The 18,905-nt window shown below is 74.0% G+C and carries 1 protein-coding gene (only partly in view); it reads left to right on the forward strand.

Going from position 1 to position 18,905, the window contains the following annotated elements:
* Nucleotides 1–18,905 carry the 5' portion of a type I polyketide synthase gene (locus tag ACTMVF_RS18065; RefSeq protein WP_441272068.1) on the forward strand. The gene runs 8,128 nt beyond the window's last position, so the window shows 18,905 of its 27,033 coding nt (coding positions 1–18,905); its start codon is at nucleotides 1–3; its stop codon lies off the right edge, out of view.

The raw sequence follows: 18,905 nt of genomic DNA on the forward strand, positions 1-18,905 counted from the left end.
ATGGACAACGAACAGAAGCTCCGGGACTACCTTCGACGGGCCAGTACGGACCTTCAGCGCACTCGGCGGCGGCTTCAGGACCTGGAGGCGGCGGCGCAGGAGCCGATCGCCGTCGTCGGTATCGGCTGCCGCTTCCCCGGCGGGGTGAAGAGCCCCGAGGACCTGTGGCGCATGGTCGTCAGCGGCGAGCACGGCATCCGCCCGTTCCCCCAGGACCGCGGCTGGGACCCGGACATGCTCGCCCTGTCGGCCACCGACCAGGGCGGCTTCCTCGACGGTGCCGGAGAGTTCGACGCCGACTTCTTCGGCATCTCGCCGCGCGAGGCGCTGGGCATGAACCCGCAGCAGCGGGTCCTGCTGGAGGTCACCTGGGAGGCGCTGGAGCGGGCCGGCATAGACCCGCACACCCTCAAGGGCAGCCAGACCGCGGTGTTCGCCGGCGCCATGAACCAGGACTACCAGCTCGGTCCCCGCGACGGCGGCGAGGGCATGGTCCTGCTCGGCAGCTCCAACAGCGTCATCTCCGGACGCATCTCCTACACCCTCGGCCTCGTCGGGCCCTCCGTCACCCTCGACACCGCCTGCTCGTCGTCGCTGGTGGCGATGCATCTGGCCATGCAGGGGCTGCGCGCCGGCGAGTGCTCGCTCGCGCTGGCCGGCGGTGTGACCGTCATGGCGAACCCGGCGACGTTCATCGAGTTCTCCCGCCAGGGCGGCCTGTCCTCGGACGGCCGCTGCCGCTCGTTCGCCGACTCCACCGACGGCACCGGCTGGGCCGAGGGCGTCGGCATGCTCGTCCTGGAACGCCTCTCGGACGCGCAGCGCAACGGCCACGAGGTCCTCGCGGTCCTGCGCGGCTCGGCCGTCAACCAGGACGGCGCCTCCAACGGCCTCACCGCGCCCAACGGCCCCTCGCAGCGACGCGTCATCGAGCAGGCCCTCGTCAACGCGCGGCTCACCAGCGACCAGATCGACGTCGTCGAGGCGCACGGCACCGCCACCACCCTCGGCGACCCCGTCGAGGCCCAGGCCCTGCTCGCCACCTACGGCCGGGACCGCGACGCGAACCGGCCGCTGCTGCTCGGCTCCGTGAAGTCCAACCTCAGCCACACCCAGGCCGCCGCCGGAGTCGCCGGCGTGATCAAGGCCGTCATGGCGATCCGCCACGGCGTCGTCCCGCAGACCCTCGGCGTCGACCGGCCCTCCTCGCACGTCGACTGGGACTCCGGCGCCGTAGAACTGGTGCGGGAGAACCGGCCCTGGCCCGAGACCGGGCAGCCCCGCCGCGCCGCCGTCTCCTCGTTCGGCCTCAGCGGCACCAACGCGCACACCATCATCGAGCAGGCCCCGCCCGCCGAGGCACCCACGCAGGAGCAGGTCCCGGTGCCCGCGGGCACCGTGCCGGTCCTCGTCTCGGGCCGCTCCCGGGAGGCGCTGCGCGCCCAGGCCGCGCGGCTGCTGACCGTCGTCGACCAGCACCGCGCACTCGACCTCGCCCACTCGCTGGCCACCACCCGGTCGAGCTTCGACCACCGCGCCGCGATCACCGGCGACATCCGGGCCGGCCTCGCCGCCCTCGCCGCCGACGAACCGGCCGCCGGGCTCCTTCAGGCCACCGTGACCCGCTCGAAGTGCGCGTTCCTCTTCACCGGCCAGGGCGCCCAGCGCCTCGGCATGGGACGCGAACTGTCCGAGCGCTTCGCCGTCTTCCGGGAGGCGTTCGACGCCGCCCTGGCCCACCTCGACCCCGCGCTGCGCGACATCGTCTGGGGCGACGACGCCGAGATCCTGGACCAGACGCGGCACACTCAGCCCGCGCTGTTCGCGTTCGAGGTCGCCCTCTACCGCCTGGCCGAATCCCTGGGCCTGAAGCCCGACTTCGTCGCCGGGCACTCGATCGGCGAGATCGCCGCCGCGCACGTCGCCGGAGTGCTCTCGCTGGAGGACGCCGCCCGCCTCGTCACCGCCCGCGGCGACCTCATGCAGGCACTGCCCGCCGGCGGCGCCATGCTGGCGGTCACCGCCACCGAGGACGAGGTCCTGGCCCACCTCGGCGACGCCGAGTCGGACGGGCGGATCCCCGCCGGACAGGTCTCCGTCGCCGCCGTCAACGGCCCCCGCTCGGTCGTCGTCGCCGGAGCGGCCGACGCCGTCGCCGCGATCGAGGCGCACTTCACCGCCGAGGGCCGCAAGACCAAGCGCCTCGCGGTGTCGCACGCCTTCCACTCGCCGCTGATGGACCCGATGCTCGCCGACTTCCGCGCCGTCGTCGCCGACCTCACCCTGAACCCGCCGCTCATCCCCCTGATCTCCAATGTCACCGGCGAGCAGGCCCGCGTCGAGCAGGTCACCTCCGCCGACTACTGGGTGGACCACGTCCGCCGCGCGGTGCGGTTCGCCGACGGCGTCCGCTGGCTGCACGAGCACGGCGTCACCACCTTCCTCGAAGTCGGCCCCGACGCCGTCTTGTCCGCCCTGGCACAGGAGAGCGCAGACGACGTCACCGCACTGCCCCTGCTGCGCTCCGGCCGCCCCGAGACCGACACCGTCACCGCCGCCCTCGCCGCCCTGCATGTGCGCGGCACCACCGTGAAGTGGGCCGAGTACTTCGCCGGCACCGGCGCCCGCCGAGTCGACCTGCCGACGTACGCCTTCCAGACCCGGCGCTACTGGCCCAAGGGCGGCAGCTTCGGCTTCGACCCGCGCTCGGCCGGCCTCGGCGCCGCGCAGCACCCGCTGCTCACCGCCGCGGTCTCGCTCGCCGACTCCGACGGGGTGCTGCTCACCGGCCGCCTCACCCGCACCACCCACCCGTGGCTGGTCGACCACGCCGTGCGCGGCACGGTCCTGCTGCCCGGCACCGCCTTCCTCGAACTCGCCGTCCGCGCCGGCGACGAGGTCGGCTGCGACCGCGTCGAGGAACTGACCCTCACCGCGCCGCTCGCGCTGCCCGAGACCGGCGGCGTCCAGGTGCAGCTGTGGATCGGCAAGCCGGACGCCGACGGCCGCCGCACCGTCACCGTCCACTCCCGCCCGGACGGCGAGGAGGACGAGCCGTGGACGCAGCACGCCACCGGCGTCCTCACCTCACCCGCCCGCGCCACGTCCTTCGGCACCACCGTGTGGCCGCCCGCCGACGCCCGCCCCCTCGACATCGACGGCTGCTACGACCAGTTCGCGGGCATGGGCTTCGAGTACGGGCCCGTGTTCCAGGGGCTCCAGGCGGCCTGGCAGGGCGGCGACGGCGCCCTCTACGCCGAGGTGCGGCTGCCCGAGGACGCCGACGCGGCGGGCTTCGGCCTGCACCCGGCACTGCTGGACGCCGCTCTGCACGCCGCGCTCGCCGCCGGGGAGGGCGACGCCGGACTGCCGTTCTCCTGGGAGGGCGTGTCCCTGCACGCCACCGGCGCGAGCGAACTGCGCGTGCGCCTGACCCGCAGCGGCGACAACACCTACGCCATCGCCGCGGCCGACGCCTCCGGCGAACCGGTCGCCACCGTGGACTCGCTGGTCGTACGGCCCGTCGGCGCACCCTCCGCCGCCACCGACCGCGACGCGCTGTTCACCGTCGACTGGGTGTCGGTCACCGTGCCCGCGGAGCCCACCGCGTACTCCGTGCTGGGCGAGGACGTGTTCGGGCTCGGCGGCGAAGACGACGCCGACGTGCTCGTCGTGCCCCTGCTCGGCGACGCGGACGTCGTCGGCTCCGTGCACACGCTCACCGAACGCGTCCTCAGCCTGCTCCAGGAGGAGCGCGAGGAACGGCTCGTCTTCGTCACCAGCAACCGCGACCTCGCCTCCGCCGCCGTCTGGGGCATGGTCCGCTCCGCCCAGTCCGAGGCCCCCGGCCGCCACACCCTGCTCGAACTCGACGGCACCGAAGCCTCGTTGACGGCGCTGGGCCAGGCGATCGGCTCCGACGAACCGCAGCTCGCCCTGCGTGACGGCGAGGCCTACGCGCCCCGCCTGACCCGCGCCCAAGCCGCCGAGCCGCAGGCCGACTGGGGCGACAAGGTCCTGGTCACCGGCGGCACCGGCGGTCTCGGCAAGCTGATCGCACAGCACCTCGTGACGGCGTACGGTGTCCGCGAACTGGTGCTGGTCAGCCGCAGCGGCACGGCCGACGTCTCCGAACTGCGGGCGCTGGGCGCCGAGGTGACCGTCGCCGCGTGCGACGTCGCCGACCGCGAGGCGCTGGCGGAGCTGCTGCGCGAGCACCCCGTCAGCGCGGTCGTGCACGCGGCCGGCGTCCTCGACGACGGCGTGCTCTCCTCCCTCACCCCCGAACGGCTCCACCCCGTGCTGCGCCCCAAGGCGGACGCGGCCTGGCACCTGCACGAACTCACCCGGGACCTGGACCTCAAGGCGTTCGTGCTGTTCTCGTCCCTCGCCGGCACCTGGGGCACCCCCGGCCAGGCCAACTACGCGGCGGGCAACCACTTCCTCGACGCACTCGCCGAATACCGGCGGGCCGAGGGCCTGCCCGCCGTGTCGCTCGCCTGGGGCGCCTGGGCGGGGGCCGGCATGCTCGCCGACGCCGACGCCGAGCGCATGGCCCGCACCGGCATGCCACCGCTCACCGTCGAGCAGGGACTGCGGCTGTTCGACGCCACGGTCGCGGGCTCCCACGCCACCGCCGTACCCGCGCGGTTCGACCTCGCGACGCTGCGCCGGCGCGGCGAGGTGCCGCCCTTGCTGCGCGGCCTGATCCGCACCCGCGTCCGCCGCGCCGCCACCGGCTCGCAGACCGCCGACACCCTCGTCCGCCGCCTCGCCCAACTGCCCGCGGACGAGCGCGGCGACGCCCTGCTCGACCTGGTGCGCACGCAGGTCGCCGCGGTGCTCGGCCACGCCTCGGGCGCCGAGATCGAGCCGACGCGGCAGTTCCAGGACCTCGGCTTCGACTCGCTCACCGCGGTCGAACTGCGCAACCAGCTCACCGCCGTGACCGGGCTCAGACTGCCCGCGACGATGGTGTTCGACTACCCGACCCCCACCGCGCTCGCCGCCCACCTGCTGGACGACCTCTTCGACGGCGCGGCCGAGATCACCGCCCCCACCGCGGTCACCGACGTCTCCGACGACCCGATCGTCATCGTCGGGATGGGCTGCCGCTACCCCGACGGCATCGGCTCGCCCGACGACCTGTGGCGGCTGGTGTCGGAGGGCGGCGACGCCGTCACCGGCCTGCCCGCCAACCGGGGCTGGGACCTGGAGAACCTGTACCACCCCGACCCCGAGCACCCCGGCACGACGTACTCCCGCTCCGGTGGATTCCTGCACGACGCCGGCGAGTTCGACGCCGGGTTCTTCGGCATGTCGCCCCGCGAGGCCCTTGGCACCGACTCGCAGCAGCGCATCCTGCTGGAGGTCGTCTGGGAGGCGATCGAGAACGCGGGCATCGCCCCGACCTCGCTGCGCGGCAGCCAGACCGGTGTCTTCGCCGGCGTCATGTACAACGACTACGGCGCCCGGCTCGGCGGCGGCGACTTCGAGGGCTTCCAGGGCGCCGGCACCTCGCCGTCCATCGTGTCCGGCCGGGTCTCCTACACGCTGGGCCTGGAGGGGCCCGCCGTCACCGTGGACACGGCGTGCTCCTCGTCGCTGGTGGCCATGCACTGGGCGATGCAGGCGCTGCGTGCCGGTGAGTGCTCGCTCGCGGTGGCCGGCGGTGTCACCGTCATGTCGACACCGACCGCGCTGATCGAGTTCTCCCGGCAGCGCGGCCTGTCCCCGGACGGCCGGTGCAAGGCCTTCTCCGACTCCGCCGACGGCGTCGGCTGGGCCGAGGGTGCCGGTGTGGTCGTACTGGAACGGCTTTCGGACGCCCGGCGCAACGGCCACCGCGTCCTCGCCGTCGTCCGTGGCTCGGCCGTCAACCAGGACGGCGCCTCCAACGGCCTGATGGCCCCCAACGGCCCCGCCCAGCAGCGCGTCATCCGCGCGGCCCTGGCCTCCGCCGGGCTCACCCCGGACGCGGTGGACGCGGTCGAGGCGCACGGCACAGGCACCACCCTCGGCGACCCCATCGAGGCGCAGGCCCTGCTCGCCACCTACGGGCGGGACCGCGACGACGACCGGCCGCTGCTGCTCGGCTCGGTGAAGTCCAACATGGGCCACACCCAGGCCGCGGCGGGCGTCGCCGGCGTCATCAAGATGGTCATGGCGATGCGCCACGGCGTACTGCCGAGAACCCTGCACGTCACCGAGCCGTCCACGCATGTCGACTGGACCGAGGGCGCAGTCCGGCTGCTCACCGAGAACACCGAGTGGCCGCAGGCCGACCGGCCGCGCCGGGCCGGCGTCTCCTCCTTCGGCATCAGCGGCACCAATGCGCACCTGATCCTCGAAAGCGCCGATGCCGCACAGCTGCGCCGCGAGGCCGAGGAGCCGCCCCGTGAGTCCCTGCAGCAGGCAGGCGAGTCGCTGCAGCAGGTCCGCGGGCCCTTCGTCCTGTCGGCCCGCACCCGGCGCGCGCTGCGCGGCCAGGCCGCCCGGCTGCGGTCGTTCGTGGCCGGCGACACCTCGCTCGACCTCACCGACCTCGCGTACTCGCTGGCGACCACCCGCTCCGCGTTCGAGCAGCGGGCGGCCGTCGTCGCCGAGGACCGCGAGGGGCTGCTGCGGGCGCTGACCGCGCTGGCCACCGAGCACACGGACGGCGCGCTCGTCGAGGGCGAGGCCGCGCCGGGCAAGGTCGCCTTCCTGTTCTCCGGACAGGGCACCCAGCGCCTCGGCATGGGGCGTGAACTCGCCGAGCGCCACCCGGTGTTCAGGGACGCCCTGGACGAGGTGCTGCAGCGTCTCGACGTCCGCGACGTCATGTGGGGCGAGGACCAGGAGGAGCTGAACCGGACGGGCCACGCCCAGCTCGCGCTGTTCGCCGTCGAGGTCGCCCTGTTCCGGCTCGTGCGCTCGTGGGGGATCAGGCCGGGCGCGCTCGCCGGGCACTCGATCGGTGAGATCGCGGCGGCGCATGTGGCGGGTGTGTTGTCGCTGGAGGACGCGTGTGCGCTGGTGTCGGCGCGGGCGCGGTTGATGCAGGCGTTGCCGTCGGGTGGGTCGATGGTGGCGGTCGAGGCGACCGAGGAGGAGGTGGCTGCGTACCTGGATGGTGCGGTGTCGATCGCGGCCGTCAACGGGCCGTCGTCCGTGGTGGTTGCGGGTGACGAGGCCGATGTGGCGCGGGTCGTGGAGCGGTTCTCCGACCGTCGTACGAAGCGGTTGAAGGTGTCGCACGCCTTCCACTCGCCGTTGATGGACCCGATGCTGGACGACTTCCGTGCCGCCATCGCGGGGCTGTCGTTCAACGCCCCCGAGATCCCGCTGGTCACCAGCGGTGACGTGACCGACCCGGAGTACTGGGTGCGGCACGTGCGCGACGCCGTTCGGTTCGCGGACCACGTCCAGGCACTGCGCGACTCGGGTGTCACCACCTTCCTGGAGATCGGCCCCGAGGGCGCCTTGTCCGCCCTGGTCGACGAGGCCGTCCCGGTGCTGCGCAAGGACCGGGGCGAGGAGGAGGCCGTGGTCGCCGCCCTGGGCCGGCTGTTCGCGGCCGGGGTGGGCGTCGACTGGCGCACCTATTTCGCAGGCGCCCGCGAGATCGTCCTGCCCACCTACGCCTTCCAGCACGAGTACTACTGGCCGCTCGGCGCGCCGCAGCAGCCGCCCGCCGCCGGCTCCGACACCTCGGCCGACCCCGCCGACGCCACCCTGTGGGCGGCCGTCGAACGCGGTGACGCCCGCGAACTCGCCGCACTGCTCGGGCTGGACGCCGACCAGCGCTCCTCCCTGGACTCCCTGATCCCGGTGCTGTCGTCCTGGCGGCACGGCAACCAGGAGAAGACCCTCCTCGACTCCTGGCGCTACCGGGTGCTGTGGGCGCCGCTGCGGGCCGCCGCCACCCCGGTCCTGGACGGTCGCATCGCCCTGTTCACCTCCGGCGACACCGACCCCGAGCCCTACCGCGCCGCGCTCGCCGCGCACGGCGCCGACGTCACCGTGGTCACCCTCGATGATCCGGCCGACGACCCCGCCGATGTCGCCGCCATGGGCGAACTCCCCGACTGCGACGGCGCGGTGTCGCTGCTCGCGCTGGACGAGCGTCCGCACGCCGCGCTCACCGTCGGCCTCGCGCTCACCGTCGAACTCGTCAAGAGGCTCGACGCCCCGCTGTGGACGGTCACCTCCGGCGCGGTCGCCGCAGGTCTCGGCGACGAGGTTCGTTCGCCGGCCCAGGCGGCGGTGTGGGGCTTCGGCCGGGCCGCCGCGCTGGAGTACCCGCAGCGCTGGGCGGGCCTGGTCGACCTCCCGGACACCCTCGACGAGAACGCCCTGCGCCGTCTGGTCACCGTCGTCGCCGGACTCGACGGCGAGGACCAGGTCGCCGTGCGCTCGACCGGCGTTCTCGGCCGCCGTCTCGCCCGCCGACCGGTCGACGCGCTGCCCGCCGCCCTCCCCGTCTCCGGCACGGTGCTGATCACGGGAGGTACCGGCGGCCTGGGCGCCACCACCGCCAAGTGGCTCGCCGGACGCGGCGCCGAGACCCTCGTCCTGACCAGCCGACGTGGCCCGGATGCGCCGGGCGCCGCCGAACTCAGGGCGGAGCTGGAGGAGTTGGGGCCCCGGGTGGAGATCGTCGCCTGCGATGTCGCCGACCGGGCAGCACTCCAGCACCTCCTGGACGGCATCGACGACCTCACCGGCGTCGTGCACGCCGCCGGCGCCCCCCAGCAGGCGCCGCTGGAGCACACCGACCTGACCGCTTTCGCGGACGTGCTGGCCGCAAAGGTCGACGGCGCCCGACACCTCGACGAACTCGTCGGTGACATCGCCTTCTTCGTCCTGTTCGGCTCGATCGCCGGCGTGTGGGGGAGCGGCGGCCAGGCCGCCTACGGTGCGGCCAACGCGTACTGCGACGCGCTCGCCGAGCATCGCAGGGCACGTGGTCTCGCGGCCACGTCCATAGCCTGGGGCCCCTGGGCCGAGGTCGGCATGGCGACCCACGCCGCGATGTCGGAGCACCTGTCCAAGCGAGGCCTGACCCTCCTTCCGCCCGAGCAGGCGGTCACCGAACTCAACCGTGCCCTCGTGCACGGCGACACCTGCGTCACCGTCGCCGACGTCGCCTGGGAGAGCTACTTCCCGGTCTTCACCTCGGTGCGGCCGAGCCCGCTGCTCGCCGACCTGCCCGAGGCGAAGGCGCTGCTCACCGCGCCCGCCGAACCCGCGCGCAGCGACTCCGACTTCGTCCGCGGGCTACGCGATCTGCCGGAGGACGACCGGCGGCGCCGCATCGTCGACCTGGTCCGTGCCGAGGCCGCGGCGACGCTGGGCCACGGCTCCGCCGACGAGGTGGGCGAGCACCGCGCCTTCCGCGACATCGGCTTCGACTCGCTCACCGCCGTCGAGCTGCGCAAGAAGCTCTCCGACGCCACCGGGCTCCAGCTGCCCGCCACGCTGGTCTTCGACTACCCGACCCCCGCGGTCCTCGCCGACCACCTGCTCGCCGAACTGCTCGGCGCCACCGAAGCCGACACCGTCTGGACCGCCCACCGCGACGGCTCCGACGAACCCATCGCCATCATCGGCATGTCGTGCCGCTTCCCCGGCGGCGCGGACACCCCGGAACGGTTCTGGGACATGGTGCTCGCGGGCACCGATGCGATCACCGAGTTCCCCGGCGACCGCGGCTTCGACATGGGCCAGTTGTACGACCCCGACCCCGACCGGCCCGGCACGACGTACACCACCGCCGGCGGCTATCTGCCGGACGCCGGCGACTTCGACCCGGCGTTCTTCGGGATCTCGCCGCGCGAGGCCACCGGCATGGACCCGCAGCAGCGGCTGCTGCTGGAGACCACCTGGGAGGCGGTCGAGCGGGCCGGCCTCGACCCCGCCGCGCTGCGCGGCGACCGCGTCGGCGCGTTCATCGGGTCCAGCTACATCGAGTACGGCGGTGGCGACGGCGGCGGCAGCGAGGGCTACGCCGTCACCGGCAGCAGCCCGTCGGTGCTGTCGGGCCGGGTGTCGTACGTGTTCGGCTTCGAGGGCCCGGCCGTCACCGTCGACACCGCCTGCTCCTCCTCCCTGGTCGCCCTGCACCTGGCCTGCCAGTCGCTGCGGTCCGGGGAGAGTACGTACGCCGTCGCCGGCGGCGCCACCGTGATGCCGAACCCGAAGCCGCTCATCGCGTTCTCCCGGCAGCGCGCCCTGGCGAAGGACGGCCGCTGCAAGGCGTTCGACGACTCCGCCGACGGCATGATCCTGTCCGAGGGCATCGGCATGCTGTTCCTCGCGAAGCTGTCCGACGCGCGCCGGGGCGGGCTTCCGGTGCTGGCCGTCGTACGCGGCTCCGCGGTCAACCAGGACGGCGCGTCCAACGGACTGTCGGCCCCCAACGGCCCCTCCCAGCAGCGCGTCATCCAGCAGGCCCTGGCCAACGCCGACGTGCTGCCGTCCGAGGTGGACGCCCTGGACGCGCACGGCACCGGCACGGCGCTCGGCGACCCCATCGAGGCGCAGGCGCTGCTCAACACCTACGGCCGCGACCGGGACGCCGACCGGCCGCTGCTGCTCGGCTCGGTGAAGTCGAACATCGGCCACACCCAGTCCGCGGCCGGCGTGGCGTCGGTGATCAAGATGGTGATGGCGCTGCGGCACGAGGTCCTGCCGCAGACCCTGCACCTCAACGCGCCGTCCTCGCACGTCGACTGGAGCTCCGGCGCGCTGTCGCTGCTCAAGGAGCCCACGCCGTGGCCGGAGACGGGTCGCGCGGCGCGCGCCGCCGTGTCGTCGTTCGGCATCAGCGGCACCAACGCCCACGTGATCCTGGAACAGGCGCCGGGCGACGACGCCCCGGTCGCCGAAGAGGTGAGCGAGGCGCCCGTCCCGGTCCTCGCCGGCGCGGCCGCCGTCGCCCCCTGGGTCGTCTCCGCGAAGTCCGACGCCGCGCTGCTCGCCCAGGTGGAGCGGCTGCGCGAGGTGCCGGGAAGCCCGCACGACATCGGGTTCTCGCTCGCCCACCGCTCCGTGTTCGACCACCGCGCGGTGCTCCTCGACGGCGTCGAGATCGCGCGCGGCGTCGCCGACCTGGAACGCAAGGTCACCTTCGTCTTCCCCGGCCAGGGCACCCAATGGGTCGGCATGGGCGCACAACTCCTCGACGAATCACCGGTGTTCGCCGCCCGGCTCGCCGAGTGCGCCGCCGCACTGCGCCCGTTCACCGACTGGTCGCTCATCGACGTCATCCGCGGCGGCGGCTTCCTGGACCGCGTGGACGTCGTCCAGCCCGCCTCCTGGGCGGTGATGGTGTCCCTCGCCGAGGTGTGGAAGGCGTACGGCGTCACCCCCGACGCCGTGATCGGCCACTCCCAGGGCGAGATCGCCGCCGCCGCGGTGTCCGGCGCGCTGTCGCTGGAGGACGCCGCGCGCGTGGTGGCGCTGCGCAGCCAGGCCATCGGGCGCACCATGTCCGGCTCCGGCAGCATCGTGTCCATCGCGCTGTCCGCCGCCGAGATCGAGCCGCGCCTCGCCGAATGGGGCGAGAGGCTCTCGCTCGCCGCCACCAACGGCCCCCGCTCGGTCGCGGTCTCCGGCGACCTGGAGGCCCTGGACGCGCTGTGCGGGGCGCTCACCGAGGAAGGCGTCCGCGTGCGCCGGATCGAGGTCGACTACGCCTCGCACTCCGCGCAGGTGGAGGTGCTCCGCGAGGAACTCCTGCGCGACCTGGCGCCGATCCGGCCGCGGGAACCCGAGGTCCCCTTCCTCTCCACGGTCACCGGCGAGTGGAACCACGCCACCACCGACGCCGAGTACTGGTACACCAACCTGCGCCGCACCGTGCGCCTCGCCGAAGCCGTGGACACGCTCCTCGCGGCCGGGCACCAGGCGTTCATCGAGGTCAGTTCGCATCCCGTGCTCACCCCTGGCGTGCAGGACGCCGCGCAGGACGCCGGCCGACGCGCCGTCGTCACCGGCACCCTGCGTCGTGACGCGGGGGGCGCCGCCCGGGTGCTCGCCTCGGTCGCCGAGGTGTGGGTGCGCGGGATTCCGGTGCGCTGGAAGGAGCAGTTCGCCGGGGCGCGCCGCGTCGACCTGCCGACGTACGCCTTCCAGCGTGAGCGGTTCTGGACCGGCCCGGCCATGCCGCCGCAGGCCGCCGGTGCCGCCGACCCGGCCGACGCCGCGTTCTGGACGGCGGTCGAGCAGTCCGACCTCGCCACGCTCACCCGCTCGCTGCACCTCGACGAGGAGACCCTCGCCGCCGTCCTGCCCGCGCTCACCACCTGGCGTCAGGCGGGCCGTGACCGCTCCACCACCGACGCCTGGCGCTACCGGGTCACCTGGAAGCCCCTGCGCGGCCTCAACGGCGCTGCCGTCACCGGCACTTGGCTGGTCGTCGCCGCCGACGACAGCGACGACGCCGACGTGGTCGCGGCCCTGGAAGCCGGGGGTGCCGAGGTCCGCCGTATCACGCTCGGCGAGGCCGACGCGGACCGTGCCGTCCTCGCGGCCAGGCTCTCCGACCTCGCCGATGTCGACCTCGCCGGCGTCGTCTCGCTGCTGCCCGCCGCCGAGCGGCCGGCCACGCCGGGGCTGCCACTCGGCCTGCTCCTCACCGTCTCCCTGATCAACGCCCTCGGCGACGCGGGTATCACCGCGCCCGTCTGGAACCTCACCCGCGATGCCCTGTCCACCGGCCGCTCCGACACCGTCACCCACCCCGGCCAGGCCCAGGCCCTCGGTATCGGCTGGACCGCCGCGCTGGAACACCCGCAGCGCTGGGGCGGCTCCATCGACCTGCCCCTCGCACTCGACGCCCGGGCCGGACGGCGCCTGGTCGCCGCCCTCACGGGGGCCGGTCAGGAGGACCAGCTGGCGATCCGTGCCTCGGGCACCCTCGCCCGCCGGATCGTGCGCGCCCCCGCCCGCCCCGACAAGCGGCGGGAGTGGACGCCGCGCGGCACGACGATCATCACCGGCGGCACCGGCACACTCGGCCCGCACGTGGCCCGCTGGCTCGCCCACCTGGGCGCCGAGCACCTGGTGCTCACCAGCCGCCGAGGCCTCGACGCGCCCGGCGCACGCGAACTCGCCGCCGAACTCGCCGAGATCGGCACGCCAACCACCGTCGTGGCCTGCGACATCGCCGACCGCGATGCCGTCGCCACCCTGCTCGACGACCTGCGCGCGAACGGCCACGACATCCGCTCGGTGATCCACACCGCCGCGGTCATCGGCCTGCACTCCATCGACGGCGCCACCCCCCAGGCACTCGCCGACATCCTCAGTGCCAAGGTGGACGGCGCCCGCCACCTCGACGAGCTGCTCACCGAGGACCTCGACGCGTTCGTGCTGTTCTCGTCCGTCTCCGGCATGTGGGGCAGCGGCGACCACGCCGCCTACGTCGCCGGCAACGCCTACCTCAACTCGCTCGCCGCCGCCCGCCGGGCCCGCGGCCTGCGCTGCACCGCCGTCTCGTGGGGCATCTGGTCCGACGACCTCGGCCTCGGCCGCGTCGACACCGAGCAGATCCGGCGCAGCGGCCTGGAGTTCATGCCGGCCCGCCTCGCGCTCGCCTCGCTGGAGCGGGCGATCGAGGACGACGAGACCGAGCTGGCCATCGCCAACGTCGCCTGGGACCGCTACCACCCCGTGTTCACGGCCGTCCGGCCCACCACGCTCTTCGACGAGCTCCCCGAGGTGCGGGCGCTCACCACGGCCGCCGCACAGTCGGCCGGAAACGAGCAGGCCGACGGCTTCGCCGCGAAGCTGCGCGCCCTGCCGCCCGCCGAGCGGGAGCAGACCCTGCTCGATCTCGTACGCGCCCAGGCGGCCGGCGTGCTCGGCATGGCGAGCCCCGACGCGCTCACCGAGCACCGGGCCTTCCGCGAGGCCGGCTTCGACTCCATCACCGCCGTCGACCTGCGAAACAAGCTCGCCGCCGCGACCGGCCTCACCCTTCCCACCACGATGGTCTTCGACCACCCGAGCCCGCTCTCCCTCGCCGAGTTCCTGCTCGCCGAGATCCTCGGCTCCGACCCGACGGCACAGCAGCCGGTCGTCGCGGCCGCGGCCACCGACGAGCCCATCGCCATCATCGGCATGGCCTGCCGCTACCCCGGCGGCGTCAGCTCGCCCGAGGACCTGTGGCGGGTCGTGCTCGACGGCGTCGACGCCATCTCCGGCTTCCCCGCCGACCGCGGCTGGGACGCCTCCGCGCTCTACAACCCCGACCCCGACGCCCCCGGCGGCGCCTACTCCGTGCAGGGCGGCTTCCTGCACGACGTCGCCGACTTCGACCCCGGCTTCTTCGGCATCTCGCCCCGCGAGGCCCTCGCCATGGACCCGCAGCAGCGCCTCCTCCTGGAGACCGCCTGGGAGTCCATGGAACGCGCCGGCATCGACCCGCACACCCTGCGCGGCAGCCGCACCGGCGCCTTCATCGGCGCCAGCTACCAGGACTACTCCTCCGGAGGCTCCGGAGCGGCCCCCGGCGACGAGGGCCACATGATCACCGGCACGCTCTCCAGCGTGCTGTCCGGCCGGGTGTCGTACCTCTTCGGCCTCGAAGGCCCCGCCGTCACCCTCGACACCGCCTGCTCGTCCTCCCTGGTCGCCATGCACCTGGCCTGCCAGTCGCTGCGCGACGGCGAGAGCAGCCTCGCCCTCGCCGGCGGCGTCAGCGTCATGGCCACCCCGGGCGCCTTCGTCGGCTTCAGCCGGCAGCGCGCCCTCGCCAAGGACGGCCGCTGCAAGGCCTACTCCGACTCCGCCGACGGCATGACCCTCGCCGAGGGCGTCGGCCTGGTCCTGATGGAACGCCTCTCCGACGCCATCGCGGCCGGCCATCGAGTCCTCGCCGTCGTCCGCGGCTCCGCCATCAACCAGGACGGCGCCTCCAACGGCCTCACCGCACCCAATGGCCCCTCCCAGCAGCGCGTCATCCGCCAGGCCCTGGCCAACGCCCGCCTCGCACCGTCCGACGTGGACGCCATCGAGGGCCACGGCACCGGCACGGACCTCGGCGACCCCATCGAGTCGCAGGCCCTGCTCGCCACCTACGGTCAGGACCGCGCCGCCGACCGGCCGCTGCTGCTCGGCTCCGTGAAGTCCAACATCGGCCACACCCAGATGGCCTCCGGCGTCGCCTCCGTCATCAAGATGGTCCAGGCGCTCCAGACCGGCATCCTGCCCCGCACCCTCCACGTCGACCAGCCGTCCACCAAGGTCGACTGGTCCACCGGGACCATCGAACTGCTCACCGAGCAGCAGCCCTGGCCCGAGACCGGCCGCGCCCGCCGCGGCGCGGTGTCGTCCTTCGGACTCAGCGGCACCAACGCCCACCTGCTCCTGGAACAGGCGCCGCCCACCGCGGACCCGGCACCGGAACCCGCCCCGACCCTGGTCCCGGTACTGCTGTCGGCACGCGCCGACGAGGCCCTGCGACAGCAGGCCGCACGGCTGCTGGAACTGGACGCCAACCCCGTCGACCTCGCCGGATCCCTGGCCCGACACCGCTCCACCTTCGAGCGGCGCGCCGTCATCGTGGCGCACGACCACGCCGAACTCGTACGCGGCCTGACCGCACTGCGCGACGACCTCCCGGACGCCTCCCTCGTCCGCGGCACCGCCGCCCGAGGTCGTACGGCACTGCTGTTCACCGGCCAGGGCTCCCAACGCCTCGGCATGGGCCGCGAGTTGTACGACACCCACCCCGCGTTCGCCGACGCCCTGGACGCCGTCTGCGTCCACCTCGACGCCGAACTGGACCGGCCGCTGCGCGAGGTGATGTGGGGCGAGGACCAGGACACCCTCGACCGCACCGGATACGCCCAGCCCGCGATCTTCGCACTCGAAGTCGCCCTGTACCGCCTGGTCGAGTCGTGGGGCGTCACGCCCGACCACCTCGCCGGGCACTCGATCGGTGAGATCGCGGCCGCGCATGTGGCGGGTGTGTTGTCGCTGGAGGACGCGTGTGCGCTGGTGTCGGCGCGGGCGCGGTTGATGCAGGCGTTGCCGTCGGGTGGGTCGATGGTGGCGGTCGAGGCGACCGAGGAGGAGGTGGCTGCGTACCTGGATGGTGCGGTGTCGATCGCGGCCGTCAACGGGCCGTCGTCCGTGGTGGTTGCGGGTGACGAGGCCGATGTGGCGCGGGTCGTGGAGCGGTTCTCCGACCGTCGTACGAAGCGGTTGAAGGTGTCGCACGCCTTCCACTCGCCGTTGATGGACCCGATGCTGGACGACTTCCGTGCCGCCATCGCGGGGCTGTCGTTCAACGCTCCCGAGATCCCGCTGGCCACCAGCGGTGACGTGACCGACCCGGAGCACTGGGTGCGGCACGTGCGCGAGACGGTGCGATTCGCCGACGCCGTACGACAGTTGGAGAGCCGGGGCGTGCGGACGTACCTGGAACTCGGACCCGACGGAGTGCTGTGCGGCATGGCGGGGGAGAGCCTGGCCGAGGACGCCGTACTGGTCCCGGCGCTGCGCGGTGAGCGGCCCGAGGCCGTCACCTTGCTCACCGCGCTGGCGGGTGTGCATGTGCGCGGCACCGCGGTCGACTGGCGGGCGTACTTCGACGGTGCCGGAGCGCGCACCGTCGACCTGCCGACCTACCCGTTCCAGCACCAGCGCTACTGGCCGGAGCCCGTCGCGCCGCAGTCGGCGCAGGCCGCCGGCGACAGTGTCGACGACACGTTCTGGGACGCCGTCGAGCGCGAGGACTTCGCCGCGCTCGCCGAATGGCGCAGCCGCAAGCTCCGGTCCACCGTGGACTCCTGGCGCTACCGCGTCACCTGGAAGCCGCTCACCGCGACCGGCGTGGCGACCGGGCCGTGGCTGGTGCTGACGGCGGACGGCCACGACGCCGCCGACGTCCAGGACATCGTGGCCGCGCTCGGCGCCGGAACCGACGTGATCGAGGCCGACACCGACCGGGCCGCGCTCGCCGCCCGACTCGACGGCGGCCCCTACGCCGGTGTGCTCTCGCTCGTGGCGCTCGGCGCCGACACCGAGACCGCCCTCGCCCGTACCACCCTCGTCGTGCAGGCACTCGGGGAGGCGGGCGTCGACGCCCCGCTGTGGGTCGCCACCCGGGGCGCGGTGTCGGTCGGCGGTTCCGAGACCGTCACCCGGCCCGAACAGGCCGCTGTGTGGGGTCTTGGCCGGGTCGTCGCCCTCGAACACCCCACCCGCTGGGGCGGTTTGGTCGACCTGCCGGAGCAACTGGACCGCAACTCCCTGCGCCGTCTCGCGGGCATCCTCGCCCAGCGCGATGAGGACCAGGTCGCGGTGCGCCCCTCCGGCACCTACGGCCGCCGCCTGAGCCGCAGGGCCGTCCACGGCACCGCCCGCGAGTTCCGCCCCGGCACGGCCCTGGTCACCGGCGGCACCGGAGGCATCGGCGCGCACGTCGCCCGCTGGCTCGCCGCCAACGGCGCCGAAAAGATCGTCCTGGTCAGCAGGCGTGGCACGGACGCGCCCGGCGCGGCCGAACTCGCCGCCGAACTGGGCGAGAAGGCCGTCATCGCCGCCTGCGACGTCGCCGACCGCGACGCACTGGCCGCCCTGCTTGCCGAACATCCGGTCACCTCGGTGTTCCACACGGCCGGCGTCGTGGACGACGGGCTGGTCGAGACGATGGCACCGGACGCCTTCGCGAGCGTGCTGCGCGCCAAGGAGACCGCCACCCGCAACCTGCACGAACTGACCGCCGGCCTGGACGCGTTCGTCCTGTTCGCCTCCACCGCGGGCGTCATCGGCGCCGCCGGACAGGGCAACTACGCGGCGGCCAACGCCTTCCTCGACGCCTTCGCCGAACACCGGCGCGCCCAGGGCCTCGCGGCCACCTCCGTGGCATGGGGCCCGTGGGCCGAGGCCGGGATGGCCGTCGACGGGGCCGGGGTGTCCGAGCGGCTGCGGCGCGGCGGGTTCACGCCCCTGGCGCCGGACCTCGCGATGGCCGCGCTGCGCCAGGCGATCGAGCACGGCGACGCCTCGGTGACGGTCGCCGACATCGACTGGGAACGCTATCTGCCGGCCCTGGCAGGCCTGCGGCCCGCGCCGCTCGTCGAAGACCTGCCCGAGGTCAGGCGCCTGCGCACCGCCGAGGACACTGCCGGGGCCGAGCAGCCTCAGGTACGCGGCCGGCTCGCGTCCCTGCCCGCCGCGGATCGCGCCCGCGCCGTACTCGACCTCGTACGCGGCCAGATCGCCGCCGTCCTCGGCCACGCGAACGCCGCCGAGGTCGACGTCGACCGGGCCTTCCTGGACCTCGGCTTCGACTCGCTGACCACGCTGGAGCTGCGCAACCGCCTCCAGGCCGCACTGGAGCTGACGCTGCCCGCGTCCCTGCTCTACGACTACCCGACCCCGGCGGAGCTGGCCGAGTTCCTGCGCGCCGAAGCACTGGGCGGGACAGGGACCGAGTCCGGCACCTCGGCACCCGCGGTGACGGCCGCCCCGGTCGACGACGACCCGATCGCCATCGTCGGCATCGGCTGCCGCTTCCCCGGCGGCGTCGGCTCGCCGGAGGAGATGTGGCGGCTGCTGGCCGAGGGACGGGACGGCGTCAGCGCGTTCCCCGCCGACCGCGGCTGGGACCTCGACGCCCTCGGCGCCGGCGCCTCCGCCGCCCTGGAGGCCGGATTCCTCGACGCGGTCGCCGACTTCGACGCCGGCTTCTTCGGCATCTCGCCGCGCGAGGCCCTGTCCATGGACCCGCAGCAGCGACTCGTCCTGGAGACCGCCTGGGAGGCCCTGGAGCGGGCGGGCATCGACCCCTCGCGCCTGCGCGGCAGCAGCACCGGCGTGTTCATCGGCACCAACGGCCAGGACTACGAGAACGTCCTGCGCCGCGCCACCGAGGACACCGTCGCCGAGGTCCAGGGATACCTGGC

The organism is Streptomyces sp. SD31 (genome assembly GCF_052068475.1).
In the GTDB taxonomy this organism is placed as follows: domain Bacteria; phylum Actinomycetota; class Actinomycetes; order Streptomycetales; family Streptomycetaceae; genus Streptomyces.